Below are 20,223 nucleotides of genomic sequence, written 5' to 3'. Positions count from 1 at the left end.
GCCTCACAAGGTGCGGGAGATCGCGATGCCGACATAATCGCGGTCACGATAAAGCTGGTCGTAGGGCGTCTCACCGCCCATGAACTTCGCGTAGTTGAGGGAAATCTGCCAACTGGCCGGGTTCCGCACGAAGTTCAGGTACAGGTTCATGCTGCTCGCGTCCTCGGTGAAGGTTGCGCTGAGGTTCGGTGTCCGTCCTCCCAGCGACCGTGCATAGAAGACGCCCGGCGTGACCTGCCAGCCCGGCAACAAGGTGCCGTCATAGGTCAGGCTGAAGTCCAGGTTGATCCCTGAAGAGGTCTTGTCGCCACGGGACTTCGGCGCTCTGGCAGGATCCAGCTGCCAGGCATTGAGTCCCGCGGCGAGCGGTTCGCCATTGACCTCGTCATGCAGCCCCGGGTACTTGATGACCACCAGTTCGGTCAGCAAGCTGCCCGTGCTGGCCCCGCTGAAATCCAGAAGCGTCGGGGAATTGGACGGCGTGAAGCTGTACAGGCCTGTCAGGTGCCACTGGAATTTCTTCTCGTCCTTCCAGCATTTGCCGCCGTTGCCGGTACACAGGTCGATGACCGGGTTGAGCATGACCGAGTCCTTCGGCCGGTACGACAGCTCCGTACCGACGGCCCAGTCACCGATCGGCATGTTGGCACTGATGCCGTACATCATCCGGTCTTCCTGGTACTCCCAGGTCGGTGCCGCCGCGAAGGTGTTCGGGTCGAGAATGGCGACACGCAACGATGGCAACTTGTCGTGATAACGCATCACGTAGAAGCCATAGGCGACGTCGCTGTCCTCCGGCTGCCAGCGCAGCGAAAGGCCCCACTGGCCGCTGTCGCGGGCGTCCTTTTCGGAGAATCCATAGTCCCCCCTGCCCTCACCCAGCGCGTTGGTGGTGGACCAGTAGCTGCCCACCGGCGGCAATTCGCTCTTGTTCCAGCGGAATTGATAGTAGGCCTCGACGTTGACACCCGAGCCCAGGCCCGACGCGACACTGAGCATCGGCGCCGGCAGCACGGCCTCCTTGAGCTGCACGCCGGGGCGCGCCAAGGCCTGGTAATCGTAGGCGTTGGTATTGTTGATGCCGCCGGCCACGAACAGGCTTTCGCCCCAGTTGATCACCTGGTTGCCCAGGCGTGCGCGGACCCGCTGCCCGCCCACGTCGAAGCCTTTGCTCACCCACAGGTCCAGCAGGCGGGCCTTGAACGCGAGGTCGTCGCGAGCGTCGTCGCTCAGCCCGTTGCTGCCGACGCTCTCCGGGGTGTTGAACGACAGCGTGCCGGTGGTATCGGTGGCAGCGAAGTCGCGGATCCAGGTGCCGCGCGCCATGAAGGTGATGTCCTCGGGCATCTTCAGCAACAGCTCATGGGTGCCCTTGAGATAGTTGGTGAACATGTCGCCGCGGTCGTAGTTCAGGTCGCCCTGGTCGGCCACGCCGGAGCTCTGCGCCAGGCAGCCGGAGGGCGCGTTGTGCCCGGTCGGTCCCTGGTTGATCAGGTTGCAGCCCCGTGACTCGGTACGCAGACCCATGCCTGCGGTGATCGTGGAGTCGAAGGAGCCATTGAGGGTTTCGGTTTCGAACGTGAATCCCATTGCCAGTGGGGTTGTGCACGCGATGACAAGGCCTGAGGCTTTCGTAATTATTTTTTTCATGCTGGCTCTCGATCTGGCGTCGGTTAGCGCTCGCTGATGGCTCGCAGATTGTCGGAGGTGAAGAAGTCACGCTTCAGGCGGGGGGAGCCATTGTCTTCGGTGAGCCAGCGAATATCGTTCTTGCCCGCACCGATCGAGGTCATGTCGAAGAGGTAGCGGCCATCCGCCAGGTTGTACTGGACCTGGGCCTGGACGTCGCAGGCGCCTGTCTCGTACACGGGAATCGAGAACCCTTCGCGCACTTTCCAGATCTGCCCTTGCTTGTCGTAGTCCACCGCCAGCAACGGGTTCCAGCTGTCCTCGTCGATGTAGAACATGCGCTTCGGCGCCTGATGGCGCATGCCTTGACGGACATTGGCCTCGACGACCCAGACCCGATGCAGCTCATAGCGACGCGACTGCGGCGCAATCGAGTCGTTGCCGGCAAACGTCTCCACCTTGGCGCCAGTGTCGTAGGCACCGAAATCGTTGTAAGGCACCAGCAACTCCTGCTTGCCGATCAGCTTCCAGTCGAAACGGTCCATGGTGCCGAAGAAGACGTTCGCCTCGTCGACGGTGTACTGGTTATCCAGGCCGATCTGTGGCGCATCGTAGGAGTACGACGGCATTCGCCGCACGCGGCGCTGGCCGGGGAAGTAGTAGAAGGTCGTGGCCTGTTCGCCGGCCACGGCAGTCTGTACCGCGGACTGGCCGGCCAGAGCAGCCGGCTCGAGGTAGTTGAAGAAGGTCGCATTCTCCAGGCGGCCAACTGACGAGAAGAGCGCACTCCCCTTTTTCCCCCAGGGCGTGAAGAAGAAGGTATCTGTCGACTGACGTAACCATTCCCCCCCCTTGCGTGGAGAAATTCCGGAAATGGTCCGGGGAATTTCGACGCCAACGCCGCGGTAGCGCATCTTCATGTTCCACATCACCTCGGCACCGGTACTCGGCATGGGGAACGGGATGCCCGGAACGTGAGCCTCGTCCAGAGCGAGGCCGGCAGCATCGAGCTTGGCGAAACCAACGTTCTGCCGGGTGTTCTCGACCACGAAGTCCGGAGCGCTACAGGTCCGACGGGTCGGATACACATCCATGCGATAGCCGGGAATCCTCTTGAACAGCTCGACCTGTCCGGGGGACAGCTTGCTCGAGTGTTGCGCGAGATTGTTCGCGTCGATGCTGTAGAGCGGCTTGTCGCCCTTGAACTTCCAGTGCTCTCCTCGCACCTGGCCGTAGCTCCATCCCTCGTCCTGCTGTCCAGGCTGCGTCCAGGCAGGAATATCCCCGCTTGCACTCGCTGCGATCTCCCCGCCCAAGGGGGTTAGTTTCGACCCCAGCGCCTCGGGGCCCTGGGGCGCAGCCTGGACCGAACAGAGCACGGTCGATACCGCGAGGGTCATGAACAACTGCTGCTGGAAAACACGACGGGTGGGCGCTTCACCTTCCAGCCGTTCAGTTACATCTTTCATTGGATGGCTCCTCACACAGGGCATGGACCGGTTGCTCGACCTCCCAAGGGGAAGAAGTCGGCTCCTGTCGATAATGATCATTTGACCTGATCAATTGACCATGTCGGACGATCATGAGGCAAACCATATGCCAGTTCTCTTTCTTGTTTTTTTAATTGTTATAAATCAGGCGGTTATGGAAAAAGTTCTGTTCCAGGCCCAGTGCCCTGTGCACCACCTTGGGAAGTAAGGAAACATGTGTTACCTGGAGATGCTTGGTAACAGGGCGCAAGAGAGCTTGAGGGGAACTTTCGTAGATATCGGCTCGGGCATTTTTAATTGTCGTTTCGCCTCGGGTCAGAGGGAGCGATCGGATATGACCGGTCATGAATCGAGCAACTTTATCCGACAATGCAAGCTCCGCGGCGGAGCGGGACTATAGCGGATGTAGTGCCTGCAAAAAAACCGCCCCGAAGGGCGGTAAAAGGCAGGGCCAGGGCCTGCCATGGAGTTACAGCAGAACAGTTCTGCCAGGTTATCGGGTCAGAAAGAAAAACTTGTCGCGCCGTATTGTTTATCGTGGACGAGGAAACGCTTGGCCGTATACCTTGTTCGAACGCTCCAGCGCACCATAGGCATAGTACAACTGCGCCATGGAATAGGACCAAGCCAGGAAGGCCATGGTCATGAAGACCATCTTCGTGTCGTCTCCCGGAATCGGGAAGAAGTCATATCTGAGCGCTACTACCAGGCCCGCCAGCCCGCCAGCGATGGTGGCCAGAGTATGGAGGGCTTCGCCTGCACGGGCCAGTTGCAAGGTGAAGTAGCAAAGATACAAGGTATAGGCTGACCACATGAATACATAGAAATAAGGGAGGAATCCCTCGATGATTCCAGACAGGAAATAGACGCCGGTAGCGGCAAAGCCAGCTACAAAAATGAGGATGTCCTTGGCGGGCGACGGTTTGTAATCGTGGGTAACTGCCATTAGCCCGAGCGTAGCGATAACTGGCACTCCCACCCCTCGCGAAAAGGCGTCGAGAAAGATCGCGATGTTGTAGTTGGCTTGCCAGCCGGTGGCTATGAATGTAGTGAAGTTCGATGCCGAGATACCTACGATCAAGAACTCCAGACCAAGCAAATAGTTTTTCCGCCTGATGAATGCAGCGCCATAAAACAATCCGGAAATCACCAGGAGAATACATGAGAGCAGAGCGAACAAGTCTCTCGGTTCCACGTTAACTGCCCCTTCAGATAGAGTTGTATCGATGCCTTGTGTCTAATCGGTGCAAGGGAGTACGGGCATAACCCCATTAACTCCCCGCATCGTTATCAGCCGTTCAAGGCTTTGTCTTTGCGCACTTTCTTGTCGGTCCATGCATCCAGTAGCCTGGCGGCCGCAAAGGCCGTCTTTATGGCGCACCATTGAAGTGGCTCGGGTAGCATGGATGGCGTCTTGTGTTCCAGCGCCGCTAGCAGCGGAGGCTCTCCACCGCCGATTCGCTCGGCGAAAAGCGCGCCCATGAGCGATTGAGTGGCAAGGCCATGCCCTGAACATCCCGCCGTATAGAAGATGTTCTGCCTGGCCCCTGTCACCCCGACCACGGGGAGGAAGTCGTAGGCCCCGCTGATATACCCGCTCCAGCAATGCCGAATGGCAAGGCCCTGCAAGGAAGGAAAACGCTCGCGCAACACTCTCGACAACGCGGCGTAGGCGGCGTGGTCCGGAACATTGGGTGTCTTCGAGCCGTAGGCATAACCCAATTGCTTCACGGTCAGCAGCAGGGTGTCATGGGCCGTCAGGCGATGACTTTCCATGGTGTAGTGCGGCGTAATGAGGCCTTCACGCTCTTGCCAACCCAGGGACGCCAGTTGCTCCGCCGATAGCGGCTGGGTTTCGATTGCCGAAGCCCGGATCGGTGCAACCTTGTTGCGGAGCACTCCCAGCTGAGGCGTGTAGGCGTTGGTCGCCAGAACCATTACAGGGGCGGTGGCGATACCCTGGGCCGTATTGCAGGTAATCACCTGCCCTTCACAGTAGGAAAGCACCGGCGTGCGTTCGTACAATTTCACGCCAGCCTTGATTGCCGCACGACGCAGGCCGTTGACGTACTTTCCCGGATTCAAGGTGCCGCCACGCTGCTCGCTGCCAAACAGGAATGCGGGCGGTATGCCTCGCGCGCGCATCTCGGCGCTATCCACGAAGCGCGTGACAGAGCCCAGCGCGTGGCCAAGCTCCATGTTCGCTCGCAGTCGCTTTTCCTGGCTGGGATGGACGGCGGCCCGGATGATTCCCGAGGGCGTGTAATCGCAATCGATGTCCAGCGCAGCCAAACGCTCTTCCACATAGGTGACGGCCTCGTCATAGAAACCGACGAACTTACGTGCCTGCTCAAGCCCCACTCGCTTGACGAAAACCTCGCATTCTATGCCCATACTGCCGAGCAGATAGCCGGCATTGCGCCCGCTGGCCCCGAAGCCTGCGAACTGCTGTTCCAGAACGATGACGTTCGCTCCACGCGCCCTTAGTTCCAGCGCCGTTGACAGGCCGGCGAACCCGGCGCCGACCACGACTACGTCTGTGTGCTCGTGGCCTTTCAGCGCCGGCTGCAGGTCGTCTGGCTGCTCCACCCATCCGCCAAGGCTGCGGAATCTCATGGGTTCTGCATTGTTGCGTGCCGCTCCGTTGAAGGCATTCATTCACATCACTCCCGGGTTGCCGGACGTTGTTCCTCTCATGGGCCGATCCATGGCAGTGCCGCTAGAACCCCTTCCCCGCCTCGGAAAAGGAGGGCATGCCCAACAGCTCTTGCGGGTCACGCATCTGACCATCGATCTCCACCCAACCCAGTAGCGTGGAACTGGCACTCCACCCCAGCAGACGCTGCATTTGCGAGGGGAGCTGCCGAACGCGCTCGACGGGTATGGAAAGGAAGTGGTTTTCTTCCAGGCGCAGGAAGGCCAGGTCATAGGCCATGGTCAGGCCTGTGCGAGGAGCGTCGGATCTGTTGGCGCCACCGCCGTGATATACCGATCCCAGCCAGAGAAGCGCAGTGCCTGCCTTCATTTCTGCGCCGATGGTTTCTTCCTGGGTGGGCATCCGTTCGTCATCCCATTGATGACTGCCAGGAATGACCCGCGTCGCGCCGTTCTCTTCGGTGAAGTCGGTAATCGCCAGCATGAGCTGCAAGCGAGCCTCGCGACCATACTGCGGATGCCGCCAGAGCGAAGTGGCATCGTCGCGATGCAGGGGTTGAAGACCTTGTCCAGGCCCGATCTGTATCGCCTGGGTCATGCTCAGTTGGATATCGGGCGTGATCTCGACCCGATCGTTCCCTACCCAGACATGGGTGGGAGTCTGCAATACCTGCTTTGCCGTCTCGAGGAACAGGGGGTTCAGTGCCACTTCCACGGCGGAGTCGCTTTTCGCCAGGATCCGCGCGGTACGTCGAGTCTGGGTGCCGGCGAAGTAAGGGTCCATGCCGCAGGGGGTAACGCCCAGATAGCTGTCCAGGTCCTCGGTAAGAGACTTCAAGGTTTCTTCCGAGACGAAGTTGCAAATAGCGACAGCGCCATCACGCCTGATGATTTCCACTACCTGCTCGATCGGGGTGTCGCAGCTGACTGTCGTCAATCTTCGCGTACTCATCTGATGCCTACCTGTGTGGTGTTGTCATTGTTCTGCAGGGCTTCCGCAATCAACCTCAGCCCATGAGCGTTCACTCTCATGCGGTCAGACCGCCCTCTCCTTGCGCCTGGCGAGGAAAGGAGGTTTGATCATACGACATGATCATGTGATCAAGTCAAACGATTAATAATTCTGCGTGGCATCTCGGCGCTCAGGAAAGGCCTGCCGAATCAAGATCCGGCTCTACGCGGGTTCGCGCTGGCGATAGCGGATTGCCCAGGCTCGATCCTGTTCCGCTTCGGCTACGCATCGCCGGCGGTCGGAGCGAAACATCTGGAGAGACAAAGGGTCGCTGCCTCGGTCCTCAAGCGTGTCGACTCATGGATTGGGGGACGGCCATGCGTTAGCATTCGTCCCGGTCGACAGCGGACCAGTCGCCTGGCGGCAACACCGAAGAAGGAGAAGCTGAATGGCTCGAGTGGGCGCCGAAGTGCGCAGGCAAGACTTTATTGAGGCCGCCGTGAAGGTGATCGCGGAATATGGTGTGGCGAATGCCACTACCCGTCGCATCGCGGCCGCGGCGAATTCTCCATTGGCCTCCCTGCACTATGTCTTCCACACCAAGGACGAATTGTTCGACGCGGTCTATGAATCCCTGATAGACAAGCCACAGCAGTCCTTGCTGCATGTTACGGCGGGAGCCACGGCGGCAGACTCGGTAGCAGAGATATTGCGCCAGTTGGTCGGGTGGTTCACCACGCATCCGGAACTGGCGACTACGCAGTTCGAGCTGTTTTTCTGGAATCTGCGTAACAACCCCGCGATGGCGAGCAAGATCTACACCGATTCCGTCGAAGCGACGAAGCAGGCCATTGAACAGGTCGCTGGCTCGGTGCTGGACCAGGAAGCGCTGGCCATTGTCAGTCGCTTGCTCATCAACCTGTTCGATGGCTTGCTTCTCGCCTGGTCCGCCCATGGTGACCAGGAGCGGCTGAATGCCGAGACCGAAGCCGCCTGCCAGGCTGTGAAGCTGTTGGTGGCCAGCTTCTGATCTTTTCGAAGGCGCATCTCTAGAGAGGGGCATGGTGACACGGTTCGCCGTGCCCCTGCTCTTCGGGCCTCTTGCCAGTTCAGGTGCAGCGCCTCTTCTAGTTCTCCTCTCCCCGCCTCCGCTTCCAGCGGAATCCTGGGCGGCTATCTCGCCGGTCCTTCCCCCTCATAGTCCTGCAAGTTGACTGTGCGCTTCTCGTCCATGCAACAGGCCTTCCGCCATGGCCTGGCGGGAACTGGCTGCGGCACCTAGGTGCAAATAAACCCAAACCGATGGAAACCTGGTGCATTTCGCACCTTGTACCAGCAACTCGCTCGCGCCTATTCTGGTCAAACGATCAAGTCAAAAGATCAAGTCTCTATAACACAACAATAGGAGGCGACATGTCCTCTCACACTGCTCTTCCAATTGAGCCGCTCGATGTTCTGATCATAGGAGCCGGTGTGTCTGGCATCGGCGCTGCGGCTTACCTTCGACGTCACCAGCCGCACAAGGTGTTTGCGATTCTCGAGTCCCGGGAGCGAATGGGCGGCACCTGGGACCTGTTCCGCTATCCCGGCATACGCTCCGACTCGGACCTGTACACCTTCGGCTTCGACTTCAAGCCTTGGACCAAGGCGAAATCTCTGGCGGATGCCGCCGACATTCTCGAATACCTGCGAGAAGCCGTCGCTGAATACCAGTTGGACCCCTTCATCCAGTACCGGCAGAAAGTGGTCTCGGCGAATTGGCAGAGCGACAAAGGGCTGTGGGCGGTATGCGTCGAGGACGGCCACACGGCAGAAACCCGCACCATCGAATGCCGCTGGCTGTTCAGCGCAGGCGGCTACTACCGTTATGACCAAGGCTTCAGCCCACGCTTCGAGGGCGCGGAGCAGTTCAAGGGGCAAATCATCCACCCGCAACACTGGCCCGAGCGCTTGGACTATCGGGGCAAGCATGTGGTGGTCATCGGCAGCGGCGCAACGGCGGTGACCCTGATTCCCGCCATGGCCGACGAGGTCGCCAGCATCACCATGTTGCAGCGGACGCCCTCCTATATCGTCAACCAGCCCGCCAACGATTCCGTTGCCGCTTTTCTTCGCAAGATTCTGCCGGCGCAAACCGCCTACTCACTGACGCGCTACAAGAATGCCAAGATCACCCTGGTCTTCTGGCGATTCTGCCAGCGCTTCCCCGGGCTCGCCCGCAAGCTGCTCATATGGCTGACCCGTAGAGAATTACCGAAGGGCTATCCGGTCGACGTTCATTTCAACCCGCCCTACAAGCCCTGGGACCAACGCTTGTGCTCGGTTCCCGAAGGCGATCTTTTCAAGGCCATCAGTGCAGGTAAAGCCTCGGTCGTTACCGACCATATCGAGCGCTTTACCGAGTCCGGTGTCTTGCTCAAGTCCGGCACGGAACTGAAGGCCGATATCATCATCACGGCCACCGGTCTGAACGTACAGTTGTTCGGCGGTATCGCCCTGCACAAGGATGGCGAGCCGGTAGTGTTGAGCCAGACGCTGGCGTACAAGGGCACGATGCTTTCCGGCGTACCCAATTTTGCCTTTGCGGTGGGCTATACCAACTCATCCTGGACGCTGAAAGTATGCCTGCTGTGCGACCACTTCTGTCGCTTGCTGGGCTTCATGGACAGCCAGGGCCATAACGTCTGCGAGCCGAAGGCGCCGGATGGTGTCGAAACCCGTCCCCTGCTGGATTTCGGGGCCGGATATGTCCAGCGGGCATTGGATGGCATGCCGCGCCAGGGGCCTCGCGAGCCCTGGGTGATGTCGATGGATTACTTCCGTGACATCAAGCTTTTGCGCCGAGGGAAGGTCGCCGACGAATGCCTCCGGTTCAGCACGGTGCCTGACGCCTACCTGCACAGAAGCGTGGCGCTTCAGACTCAGGGCGGCGGGCGATGACTGCGGATCGGTTCTGCGAGCTACCGGGCAAGCGTAGCCTCTGCTATCGCAGCCACGGTCCGGAAACCGCGCCTGCGGTCATCCTCATCGTCGGCCTGGGGCTGCAATTGATCTACTGGCCTGAAGCGCTCATCGCCGGCCTGGTCGAGCGGGGCCTGCGCGTGATCACGCTGGACAACCGTGACTCGGGCAGGTCTTTCTTCACCGAGGTTACCCCGCCCTCGACCCTGCAACAGTTCTTCCGCAAACCGACTGCGGGGTATGACCTGGGCGACATGGCCGACGATGTGATCGGCCTCATGGATGGCCTGCGTCTGGGTGCGGCGCACGTCGTAGGGATGTCGATGGGCGGCATGATCGCCCAGACACTTGCCGCTCGTTATCCGCAGCGAGTCATGAGCCTGGCGTCCATCTTCTCGACGACAGGATCGCTGCGAGTAGGCCAGCCAGCGTTCAAGACCATCTTGCAGCTTCTCCGGCGTCCTCCCCGGAACCAGCGGGAGAGCGTTCGCGACTATGTGGAGATCATGCGTTCCGTCGGTACGACGCTGGAATGGGACGAGCAGGCCCATCGCGACTACGCCATGCAAGCCTGGGAGCGAGGCGGCGGGGAAGCGAGCAACCTCGGGATGGCGAGGCAGATCGGCGCCATCATCAACTCGGGCGACCGAACGCAGGAACTCCAGCGAATTCGCTGCAACACGCTGGTCATCCATGCTGAGAAAGACCTCATGGTCGCCACCAGCGGAGGCTTCGCCACGGCGGCGGCCATTCCCAGGGCGCGCTTGGTGCTGTTGCCGGGAATGGGGCATGACTTCCCCGCCTGCCTGACAGGAACGCTGCTTTCCCTGCTCGCAGGCCAAATGCATTAGTACGGAACATCCCTTCAGGGGCGGGTGGGTGCCGCCCCTCTTTTTACACCTCGGGACTTGCATGGGGCTTTTCGAAGTTCGTGCTTATCCAGGCCCACATAAGACAAAAAGGTTCCCGGTTGATTCTCGACCGCAGAGCCATGCATCACACGCCGGAGCCGTTGGTTCGCCCTGCGCGTGAATTCCTCCACTGCCGTTCAACAACGACAAAAATCGAGCAAGAGGTACGTATGGAATTCAAGTTCTTACTCCCCGCCAAAGTCGTGATGGGACCCGACCTGCGTGAGCGCACCGGCGAATACCTGCGGGAACTCGGCATGGCGCATGTGCTGATCGTGACGGACGCCGGGGTAAAGGCCGCAGGCCTGTTGAATGGCGTGTATGCCAGCCTGAATGAGTGGGAGATCGCGTTCGACGAGATATCGGACGTCAAGGCAAACCCTCGCAGCGAAGACATCAACCAGGCGGCGCAGCTGTATCGCGGCAAAGGTATCCAAGGCCTGCTGGCCATCGGCGGCGGCAGCGCGATGGACGCGGCCAAGGCGATCAGCCTGCTGCTGACCCACGAGGGTCGGATCGAAGACTACGAGGGCTCTTTCACCCTCAGGCACGCCATCCCGCCTATCGTCGCCATCCCGACCACCGCCGGAACCGGCAGCGAAGTGACCTGTTTCTCGGTGATCACCGATACCGCCCGGCATTTCAAGATGAGCGTCCAGGACTACCGGGTGGGCCCCGTTCTGGCATTGCTCGACTCCCGCATTCTCGACACGCTGCCTGCATCGATTGCCGCCGCAACCGGCATGGATGCCCTCACCCACGCCATCGAAGCCTACACCTGCCGTGTGTCGAATCCGATCAGCGACGGGCTGGCGCTGCATGCCATCCGCCTGATCAGCCAATACCTCAGGCCCGCCGTACTGGAGCCGGGCAACCTGCATGCACGCGAGCAAATGCTGGTGGCCAGCCTGATCGCCGGCATGGCCTTCGGTAACGCGGACGTCGGCAGCGTGCACTGCATTTCCGAAGCCATCGGTGGCATGTACGACACGCCACACGGCGTGGGCAACGCGATCTTCCTGCCCTTCGTGTTCGGCCATAACCGCGACGCCGACATCACCCGCCACGCGCAGGTCGCCTACGCATTGGGTATCGACCCCAACCTCTCGCCGGCCGAGGCCGCCGAGGCCGCCGTTGGCTACCTGTTCCAGATGAGCAAGGACCTGGGCATCCCCCGCTTCGCCGAGGTGAAAGGCGTGCGCGAGGAAGACTTCCTGAGCATCGCCGAAAAGTCGAAGAAGAATTTCTCCGACGGCAGCAATGCCAAGCAAATGACGGTGGAAACCTACCGTGAAATCGTCGCCGCCGCTTACCACTACGTAGCGTGAAGGAGGCCAGTCATGAGCGAATCAATCGCCGGCGCTTCATTGAAGCGCACGCTGGGTCCGTTTTCCGTTCTGCTGTTCGGTCTGGCGTTCCTCGCTCCGTTGATCGTGTTCGGCACCTATGGCGTGATCACGCAGGCCAGCGGCAACACCACTGCGATGGCCTACCTGATCGCGGCAATCGGCGTGGTGTTCACGGCCTTGAGCTATGGCCGGCTGGTCAGGGTGTTCCCGGTCGCCGGTTCGGCCTACACCTATACTCGCAAGATGCTGAGCGCGAACCTCGGCTTCATGGTGGGCTGGGCCGCCCTGCTCGATTACTTCTTCATCCCGATGCTGATCTGGCTGCTCGGCGCCAGCTACCTCAACATGGCCTTTCCAGAGGTGCCGCAATGGGTGTGGATCATCGGCTTCATCGTCTCCACCTCGCTGCTTAATATCCTGGGCATCCAGGTCGCCAACCGCTTCAACGTGCTGTTGATGGTCGCGCAACTGGCCATCATCGTCGTGTTCATCGGCCTGTGCGTGCACTACATCGTCGCGGCCAACGGCCCTGGCGGGCTGCTGTCGGCCAAGCCGTTCTTCAACCCGGACGTGTCCTTCGCCACCAGCATGGCCGGCGCTGCCATTGCCGCGTACTCGTTCCTGGGCTTCGACGCGCTGTCCACGCTCAGCGAGGAGACCCGCGACCCGGGCCGGACACTGCCGCGCGCGATCCTGCTGGTCGCATTGATCGGCGGTTCGGTCTACGTCGGCTCGTCGTACTTCATGTACCTGGCGCACCCCTCCCCCGCCTTCGAGCATGTGGACGGCGCCGCCTTCGAGATCGCCCGCATGATCGGCGGCGACCTGTTCTTCGCCGTGGTCCTGGCGGGGATCATCATCGCCCACTTCGCCGCAGGCATGTCGTTCCAGGCCAGCGTGGGCCGGCTGCTGTACGCCCTGGGGCGGGACAACCAACTGCCGCGCAAGCTGTTCGGTGTCCTGCATCCTCGCTACAAGACCCCGGCCTTCAACATTCTGCTCTGCGGCATTTTCGGCTGCGCGGGTTTTGCCCTGACGATCGCCACCGCGACGTCCCTGGTCAATTTCGGCGCGTTTCTCGCCTTCAGCGCAGTCAACCTTTGCGCGTTGCGGCTCTCCTTCGATACCCGCCTCGGAGACGGGGCGGGCTTGTTGCGCGGGGTGCTCTGCCCGCTCGTTGGCCTGGTCACGGCCGGGTGGATGCTGGTCAGCCTGGATAAAGACGCGCTGATCATGGGCTGTAGCTGGCTGGGCCTGGGGGCGGTCTATCTCGCTTGCCGGACCAGCTTCTTCCGCAACCCGGTGCCCGACGCGCTGGCGTAGTGACCACCCTTCTATCGAACGCTCTGACAACAACCACAAGGCCGGCTTCGAGCCTGCCCTTCAATGGCGAGAATCGATATGCAAACCAAACTTCTGATCAATGGTGCCCTGGTGGCCGGCGAAGGCGAGAGCCACGCGGTGTACAACCCGTCCCAGGGCAACGTCCTGGTGCGAATTACCGAGGCCCGCGGCGCCCAGGTCCATGCCGCGGTGCAGAGCGCGGATGCGGCCTTCGACGCCTGGTCGCAAACGCCGCCCAAGGATCGCGCGACCCTGCTGCTCAAGCTTGCCGAGCGCATCGATGCCCAGGCGCACGTGTTCGCTCGCCTGGAGGCGGACAACTGCGGCAAGCCTTTCAACGCCGTGCTGCTGGACGAACTGCCCGCCGTATCGGACGTGTTCCGTTTCTTCGCCGGCGCCGTGCGCTGCCTGCAGGGCTCGGCGGCGGGAGAGTACGTCGCGGGGCATACCTCGATGATCCGCCGCGACGCGGTGGGCGTGGTCGCCTCCATCGCGCCGTGGAACTATCCGTTGTTGATGGCAGCGTGGAAACTCGGCCCGGCATTGGCCGGCGGCAACACCGTGGTGCTGAAACCGTCGGAGCACACGCCGCTGAGTACCTTGAAACTGGGCGAGCTGCTTGCCGAGATCTTCCCCGCCGGCGTGGTCAACATCGTCCACGGTCGAGGTGCCTCGGTGGGTGAGCCGCTGACCAGCCATGCCCAGGTGCGCATGGTGTCGCTGACCGGCTCCGTGCGCACCGGCAGCCGGATCATCGAAGGTACGGCCGAGAGCGTGAAACGCATGCACATGGAGTTGGGGGGCAAGGCTCCTGTACTGATCTTCGACGATGCCGACATCGACGCCGCCGTCGAAGGCATCCGCGCCTTCGGCTTCTACAACGCCGGCCAGGACTGTACCGCCGCGTGCCGCCTCTATGTGCAGAAAGGGGTCTACCAGGAGTTCGTTCGCAAGCTCGGCGAGGCCGTATCCAGCATCCGGTGCGGGCTGCCGGACGATCCGGCGACCGAGATGGGACCGCTGATCACCAAGGAGCATCTGGAGCGTGTCGAGGGGTTCGTGAACCGGGCCAGGGAGTTGCCGCACATCGAAGTGGTCACCGGCGGCAAGCGCGCCGAGGGTGCCGGCTTCTTCTTCGAGCCGACGGTCCTGGCCGGCGCTACGCAGGAGGATGAGGTGGTGCGCCGCGAGATCTTCGGCCCGGTGGTGACCGTCTCGTCGTTCGAGGATGAAGCCCAGGCGCTGGCTTGGGCGAACGACTCCGACTACGGCCTGGCGTCTTCGGTATGGACCGCCGATGTGGGGCGCGCTCATCGCCTGGCCGCCCGCCTGCAATACGGCTGCACCTGGGTCAACACCCACTTCATGCTGGTCAGCGAAATGCCCCACGGCGGGGTCAAGCTGTCCGGCTACGGCAAGGACCTGTCGATGTACGGCCTGGAAGACTACACCGTGGTGCGCCACGTGATGTTCAAGCACTGACCGCCCACACCCCGGACTACCCAGATCATTTTTCAAGAGGTTTGCATGAACAACATCGAGACGTTCGAAAGGCTCGAGTCCAACGTGCGGATGTACTGCCGCGACTTGCCCCTGGTGTTCGATACCGCCCAAGGCAGCAGGATCCGCGGCGAAGATGGCCGCGAATACCTGGACTTCTTCGCCGGCGCCGGCGCCCTGAACTATGGCCACAACGACCCGCGCATGCGCGATGCGCTGATCGCGTATCTGTCGGCCAACGGCGTGACCCACGCCCTCGACCTGCACACCACCACCAAGCGCCAGTTCCTGGAAGCGATCGAGCGCGACCTGTTCAAGCCACGCGGCTGGGACTACAAGGTCCAGTTCACCGGCCCGACCGGTGCCGACGCCGTCGAGGCGGCGTTGAAGCTGGCGCGCAAGGCGACCGGGCGTACCAAGGTCGTATCGTTCTACGGGGCTTACCACGGCATGACCGCCGGCGCCCTGGCCGTCACCGGCAACCGCACTCGCCGTGGCCCCGGGCTTTCCACCGACGTGGTGTTCGTGCCCTACGAAGACAGCCCCTATGGCGAATTCGACAGCATTGGCTTCCTCGAGCGCCTGGCCAACGACCAGGGCAGCGGCTCGGAGCTGCCGGCGGCGGTGATCGTCGAGTCGGTGCAGATCCAGGCCGGCGTCTACCCGGCTTCCAACCAATGGCTGCAACGCTTGCGCAAGTGGACCACCGACCACGGCGTGCTGCTTATCTGCGACGAGATCCAGGCCGGTTGCGGCCGCACCGGCGACTTCTTCGGCTTCGAGCGCTCCGGGGTGGTGCCGGACCTGATCACCTGCGCCAAATCGATCGGCGGCTTCGGCCTGCCGATGGCGATCGTGTTGCTTCGTGCCGGGCTGGATGTATGGCAACCGGGCGATCACATCGGCACCTTCCGCGGCAACCAGTTGGCGTTCCTGACCGCCCGCATCGCGCTCAGCTATTGGCACGATGAGCAGTTCCTGAAATTGCTGGCCGACAACTGCGCGGCCATGGAGCGCGCAGTTGCCGGCTTTGCGGAAATTCCAGGCGTCGCGTCCGCGCGTTGTCGCGGCATGATCGCCGGCATCGATTTCGGCCGCGGCAACGTCGAGGTCGCCAAGGACGCCCAGCAGCGCGTGCTGCAAGCGGGCGTGCTGGTCGACCGCTGCGGCCCGAATGGCGAAATCATCAAGCTGATGCCACCGCTGAACACTCCGACCGACCAACTCGAAGACGGCCTCAGGGCCTTCGGCGAATCGGTCGCGGCAGCGCTGGGAGAATAGCTGCCAGGGTCACCCTTCGGCCTGTGTTGAAGCGCAGGCCGGAGACCTGTTGGACATCAGCCAGAACAATAATCAGGAGACCTCGAGCGTGCGTGAACACAATGATGAAAGCTTCGAGTTCGAAGTGTCCGTGATCGGGCTCGGAGCCATGGGAACCATCATGGCCCAAGCGTTGCTCAGGCAAGGCAGGCGCGTGGCGATCTGGAACCGCTCGCCCGGCAAGGCCGCGGCGCTCGTCGCCGCTGGCGCTCACCTGTGCGAGAGCGCCGAAGCCGCGCTGGCTGCAAGCCCGGCCACGATCTTCGTGCTCCTGGACAACCAGGCGACCCACGAGGTGCTCGGGATGCCAGGTGTGATGCAGGCGCTGGCCAACCGTACGATCGTCGATTACACGACCAACGCCCGGGACGAGGGCCTGGCGCTTCAGAGTCTCGTCAACCGCGCGGGCGGCCATTACGTCAAAGGGATGATCGTGGCCTACCCGCGCAACGTTGGTCGTCGCGAAAGCCACAGCATTCATACCGGTGATCCTGAGGCCTTCGAACGGCATCGGGCGCTGCTTGAGGGGCTTGCCGGTCATACGACGTTCCTCCCCTGGGACGAAGCATTGGCCTTCGCCACCGTGCTCCACGCGCATGCGTTTGCCGCGATGGTGGCTTTCTTCGAGGCCGTGGGGGCTGGTGTCCACTTCGGCCTGCCGCCTTCGAAGACCGCTCGGCTCATGCTCGACACGTCGCGCTTTTTCGTCGCCGATGCACTCGAGGAAGCGGTCCGTCGGCTGGAAGCGCAGGATTTCGCAGGCGATCAGGCGAGGCTCGATGTGCATGCCCAGGCCTTCGCCCATATCGCCGGAGCCCTGCACGCACAAGGGGCCTGGACGCCGGTCTTCGACGCGCTGTGCCAGGCCGTGCAACGCGCGGCAGCCATGGGCTATGGCGACCAGGACATCGTAGCCGTCACCCGCCTGTTCGCCCGCGAATGCGACACCGCAAGCGCGGCGGGACAGTGACTGCGCTGCGCTTCTAAGGTCCTCGTGGATAGCGCCCGAAGACAACAACTATAAAAAATCGCTGGAGAATCATATGCGCCGATTCGGTTTTCTACTGGCTGTCCTTGTACTGGTCATCTTCCTGAGTGCACTGTTTTCGAAGCCTACCCGGTGGCGTAGAGCACCGACTTGCGCGCCTCCCGGGCATCGCCGACGGTGAAGAAACGCATCAGGATGTGCGGCAGCCCGGCGGTGCCGAACACCAGCCCCAGGCTCAGCGATAGCGCGGTCAACGGGTCGGCCAGCAAGCCACCAGGGGCCAGCAGGCGTTCGCCCAGGGCATGGCTATCCATCGCCTGGCTGACCAGCCTGTCATAGCTGAAGTCGAATTCACGCATCGCCAGGAACAGCACCAGCGAGCCGCCGACCAGCAGCAGGAATGCCTTGACGATCTGCACCCAGGTGGTTGCCACCATACCGCCGAAGGTCACATACAGCATCATCAGCGCACCGACGATCACCAGGGCGATCTGGTAGTCCAGGCCGAACAGCAGCCTGATCAACTGCCCGGCCCCGACCATCTGCGCCACCAGGTAGAAACACACCACGGTCAGCGATCCGATGGCGGCCATGGTGCGCACCTTGCCCTGGTCGAGACGGTACGAGGTGATGTCGGCGAAGGTGAAGCGGCCCAGGTTGCGCAGCCGCTCGGTCATCAATAGCAGCAGTACCGGCCAGCCCGCGAAGAAGGCGATGAGATAGATGTAGCCATCCATCCCGGAGCTGTAGATGAGCGCGGTGATTCCCAGCAGCGTGGAGGCGGACATGTAGTCGCCGGCCAGCGCCAGGCCGTTCTGCCAGCCCCGGATACCGCCACCGGCGCTATAGAAATCCGCCGTCGAATGGGTCCGTCGCGCCGCCCACCAGGTGATGCACAGGGTGAACAGCACGAACACCATGAACATGCCGATGGCATGCAGGTTGAGCGGCTGGCGCTGGCCAGCGTCCAACGCGGGCGAGGCCAACAGCAGGCCGGAGTGCAGCGACAACGCCAGGGGAAGGAGCTTCTTCATGCGCCCTGCTCCTCTTCCAGCCCAGCGACCAGAGCCTGGGTCAGGCGATCGAATTCGCCGTTGGCGCGGTACACATAGAGCGCCGACAAGGCACAGAAGAACACGAACAGGAACACGCCGGCCGCGACGCCGAAGGTCATGTTCGAGCCCTGCGCCAGACGCCTGGCAATCAGCTCGGGGCAGAACGATACCAGCGCGATGTAGCCGTGGAACGTGGCCAGGATCAGCAGGAGCAGGCTCAGGGTGAAACGGTTTCGGCGCGCCACCAGTTGCTGGAACCGGGCACTGGCGCGGATACGCGCGTATAGCAGGCTGGACATGGGACACCTCGGGCAACCTAGTTATTGTTATGGAATATGCGGGTGCGGCAGCGCCATCAGCGGCCGGCGTCGCCGGCCTCCTCCTCCTGCCGGGCCCACTCGCGCAGGACGAACTTCTGGATCTTGCCGGTGGCGGTCTTGGGCAGTTCGGTAAGCGTCACATGCCGCGGTGCCTTGAAGTGCGCCAGGCGCTCGCGGCACCAGCGGACCAGATCGTCACCCGTGGTTCTGGGTAAGGCATCCGCCCGCAAGGCGACGAACGCGTGGGGTGTCTCGCCCCAGCGCGAATCCGGGCGCGCCACCACCGCGGCCTCGACCACCTCGGGGTGCTGGTAGAGCACTTCCTCGATCTCCAGCGAGCTGATGTTCTCGCCGCCGGAAATGATGATGTCCTTGGCCCGGTCCTTGATTTCCACGTAGCCGTCCGGGTGCAGCACGGCCAGGTCGCCGGTGTGCAACCAGCCGTCGGCCAACGCGGCACGGGTGGCCTCGGGGTTGTGCAGGTAGCCTTTCATCACGGTGTTGCCCCGCACTACCAGTTCGCCAAGGGTGCGGCCGTCGGCCGGGACCGGACGGCCGGTGTCGGTATCCAGCACCGTGGCCTCCTCGAGCATCGGGTGGGCGACGCCCTGGCGGCTCATGAACTGGGCCCGGGCCTCCAGCGGCAATTCGTCGACCCCCGGCTGCCACAGGCACAGGGTGCTGGGGCCGTAGCTTTCGGTCATGCCGTAGGCGTGGGTGATGCTGAAGCCGCGTGCTTCCATGGCGGCGATGACCGCGCTGGGCGGCGCGGCGCCGCCGGTGATCACCGATACCGGCACGGCAGGGACGCTGGCATGCTCGGCATGGATCAGCATCGACATCACCACCGGCGCGGCGCTCAGGTGGGTCACCGCATGCTCGGCAATCGCAGCGTGGATCGCATCTGGCTGGACCTTGCGCAGGCACACGTGCGTGCCACCGGACAGCGTCACCGCCCAGGTATGGCTCCAGCCGTTGCAGTGGAACATCGGCAAGGTCCACAGGTAGACGCTGCGCGGCCCCAACTGGAAGATCAGCGCGCCGGCGCAGGCGTTGAGGTAGGCGCCGCGGTGATGCAGGACCACGCCCTTGGGATCCCCCGTGGTGCCGGAGGTGTAGTTGATGGCGATCGACTGCCATTCGTTCTGCGGCGCACTCAGCGGCCGCCCCGGGTCGCCCTGGGCCAGAAACGCCTCATAGTCCAGGTCGTGGGCGAGGTCGGCGCGCTCGGCCTGATCATCGTCGATGCCCACCAGCAAGGGCGGCGCATCGAGCATGGCCAGCGCCTGCTGGGCCACGGCACCGAACTCACGGTCGCAGATCAGCACCCTGGCCGCACAGTGGCGCAGGATGAAGGCGATGCTGCGTGCCTCCAGGCGGATGTTGATGCATACCAGCACCGCCCCGGCACCGGGTACGCCATAGTGGGCCTCGAGCATTTCCGGGATATTCGGCGCCAGTATCGCCACCCGCTCGCCCGCTTGTACGCCGACCCGCTCCAGGGCGCTGGCCAGGGCGCAACTGCGCTCGTGCAACTGGCGGTAGCTGTAGCGCCTTGCGCCATAGACCACCGCATCGCGCTGCGGGTACACCTGCGCGGCACGCTTGAGGAACGACAGCGGCGACAGCGGGACATGGTTGGCTTCGTTGGGAGCAAGCTCCTGCTCGAGGGTCGGAACCATCATGGCAGCCACCTCATCGACACATTGCTCGGGTCTTGCACGCACATACATACCTCCTGTTCTTGTT

Annotated in this window: 15 protein-coding genes and 1 pseudogene; 8 read left to right on the top strand and 8 right to left on the bottom strand. The window is 62.3% G+C overall.

Translation table 11 applies throughout. The features are described 5' to 3' along the window. Positions 1-3: 3 nt before the first annotated feature. The 5 genes from HMPREF1224_RS42025 to HMPREF1224_RS42005 all read right to left on the bottom strand — a co-directional run bounded on the left by HMPREF1224_RS42025 (position 4) and on the right by HMPREF1224_RS42005 (position 6,726). Positions 4-1,650 carry a DUF1302 domain-containing protein gene (locus HMPREF1224_RS42025; RefSeq protein ID WP_003089183.1) on the bottom strand — a complete coding sequence of 549 codons (1,647 nt, stop codon included), beginning with the start codon at positions 1,648-1,650 and terminating at the stop codon, positions 4-6. Positions 1,651-1,673: 23 nt separating this feature from the next. Then, positions 1,674-3,098, bottom strand: a complete 1,425-nt coding sequence (locus HMPREF1224_RS42020; RefSeq protein WP_003089182.1) for a DUF1329 domain-containing protein — start codon at positions 3,096-3,098, stop codon at positions 1,674-1,676. A gap of 553 nt (positions 3,099-3,651) precedes the next feature. Beyond that, the gene (locus tag HMPREF1224_RS42015) at positions 3,652-4,299 is read right to left on the bottom strand and encodes a hypothetical protein (protein ID WP_012614182.1); all 648 of its coding nucleotides are present in this window, start codon (positions 4,297-4,299) and stop codon (positions 3,652-3,654) included. A gap of 110 nt (positions 4,300-4,409) precedes the next feature. Beyond that, positions 4,410-5,777 carry an NAD(P)/FAD-dependent oxidoreductase gene (locus HMPREF1224_RS42010; RefSeq protein ID WP_010794178.1) on the bottom strand — a complete coding sequence of 456 codons (1,368 nt, stop codon included), beginning with the start codon at positions 5,775-5,777 and terminating at the stop codon, positions 4,410-4,412. 61 nt (positions 5,778-5,838) lie between these two features. Next, positions 5,839-6,726 (bottom strand): phytanoyl-CoA dioxygenase family protein, encoded by an 888-nt coding sequence (locus HMPREF1224_RS42005; protein ID WP_003158799.1) that lies wholly within the window; start codon positions 6,724-6,726, stop codon positions 5,839-5,841. A gap of 448 nt (positions 6,727-7,174) precedes the next feature. On the opposite strand from HMPREF1224_RS42005, the gene HMPREF1224_RS42000 reads away from it, so the two are divergent. The 8 genes from HMPREF1224_RS42000 to HMPREF1224_RS41965 all read left to right on the top strand — a co-directional run bounded on the left by HMPREF1224_RS42000 (position 7,175) and on the right by HMPREF1224_RS41965 (position 17,081). Next, positions 7,175-7,756 (top strand): TetR/AcrR family transcriptional regulator, encoded by a 582-nt coding sequence (locus HMPREF1224_RS42000; RefSeq protein ID WP_004349750.1) that lies wholly within the window; start codon positions 7,175-7,177, stop codon positions 7,754-7,756. A gap of 383 nt (positions 7,757-8,139) precedes the next feature. Further along, the gene (locus tag HMPREF1224_RS41995) at positions 8,140-9,666 is read left to right on the top strand and encodes a flavin-containing monooxygenase (protein WP_010794177.1); all 1,527 of its coding nucleotides are present in this window, start codon (positions 8,140-8,142) and stop codon (positions 9,664-9,666) included. Beyond that, positions 9,663-10,538 (top strand): alpha/beta fold hydrolase, encoded by an 876-nt coding sequence (locus tag HMPREF1224_RS41990; protein ID WP_004349746.1) that lies wholly within the window; start codon positions 9,663-9,665, stop codon positions 10,536-10,538. The genes HMPREF1224_RS41995 and HMPREF1224_RS41990 overlap by 4 nt, the downstream gene beginning before the upstream one ends. Positions 10,539-10,768: 230 nt before the next feature. Next, complete coding sequence (locus HMPREF1224_RS41985; protein WP_003158800.1) at positions 10,769-11,926, top strand: iron-containing alcohol dehydrogenase; 1,158 nt, start codon at positions 10,769-10,771, stop codon at positions 11,924-11,926. A gap of 12 nt (positions 11,927-11,938) precedes the next feature. After that, positions 11,939-13,270 carry an APC family permease gene (locus HMPREF1224_RS41980; protein ID WP_003122776.1) on the top strand — a complete coding sequence of 444 codons (1,332 nt, stop codon included), beginning with the start codon at positions 11,939-11,941 and terminating at the stop codon, positions 13,268-13,270. A gap of 78 nt (positions 13,271-13,348) precedes the next feature. Then, complete coding sequence (locus HMPREF1224_RS41975) at positions 13,349-14,773, top strand: gamma-aminobutyraldehyde dehydrogenase (protein WP_003144189.1); 1,425 nt, start codon at positions 13,349-13,351, stop codon at positions 14,771-14,773. A gap of 45 nt (positions 14,774-14,818) precedes the next feature. Continuing rightward, positions 14,819-16,072 (top strand): aspartate aminotransferase family protein, encoded by a 1,254-nt coding sequence (locus HMPREF1224_RS41970; RefSeq protein WP_003089166.1) that lies wholly within the window; start codon positions 14,819-14,821, stop codon positions 16,070-16,072. Positions 16,073-16,160: 88 nt separating this feature from the next. Further along, a complete protein-coding gene (locus HMPREF1224_RS41965; protein WP_003122778.1) occupies positions 16,161-17,081 on the top strand; it encodes an NAD(P)-dependent oxidoreductase in 921 nt (306 codons plus the stop codon). A gap of 146 nt (positions 17,082-17,227) precedes the next feature. On the opposite strand, the pseudogene HMPREF1224_RS41960 reads toward HMPREF1224_RS41965, so the two are convergent. The 3 genes and pseudogenes from HMPREF1224_RS41960 to HMPREF1224_RS41950 all read right to left on the bottom strand — a co-directional run. Next, positions 17,228-18,133: pseudogene (locus HMPREF1224_RS41960) on the bottom strand (cation/acetate symporter ActP); the annotation flags it as partial. Beyond that, positions 18,130-18,453, bottom strand: a complete 324-nt coding sequence (locus tag HMPREF1224_RS41955) for a DUF485 domain-containing protein (protein WP_003089157.1) — start codon at positions 18,451-18,453, stop codon at positions 18,130-18,132. The gene HMPREF1224_RS41955 and the pseudogene HMPREF1224_RS41960, both read right to left, overlap by 4 nt. A gap of 56 nt (positions 18,454-18,509) precedes the next feature. Next, on the bottom strand, positions 18,510-20,156 hold the full coding sequence (locus HMPREF1224_RS41950; RefSeq protein WP_073650786.1) for an acyl-CoA synthetase: 1,647 nt from the start codon (positions 20,154-20,156) through the stop codon (positions 18,510-18,512). Positions 20,157-20,223: the final 67 nt, after the last annotated feature.

This window comes from Pseudomonas sp. P179 (genome assembly GCF_000478485.2).
Taxonomy (GTDB): Bacteria; Pseudomonadota; Gammaproteobacteria; order Pseudomonadales; family Pseudomonadaceae; genus Pseudomonas; species Pseudomonas aeruginosa.
This window is presented reverse-complemented; position numbering and strand designations above follow the sequence as displayed.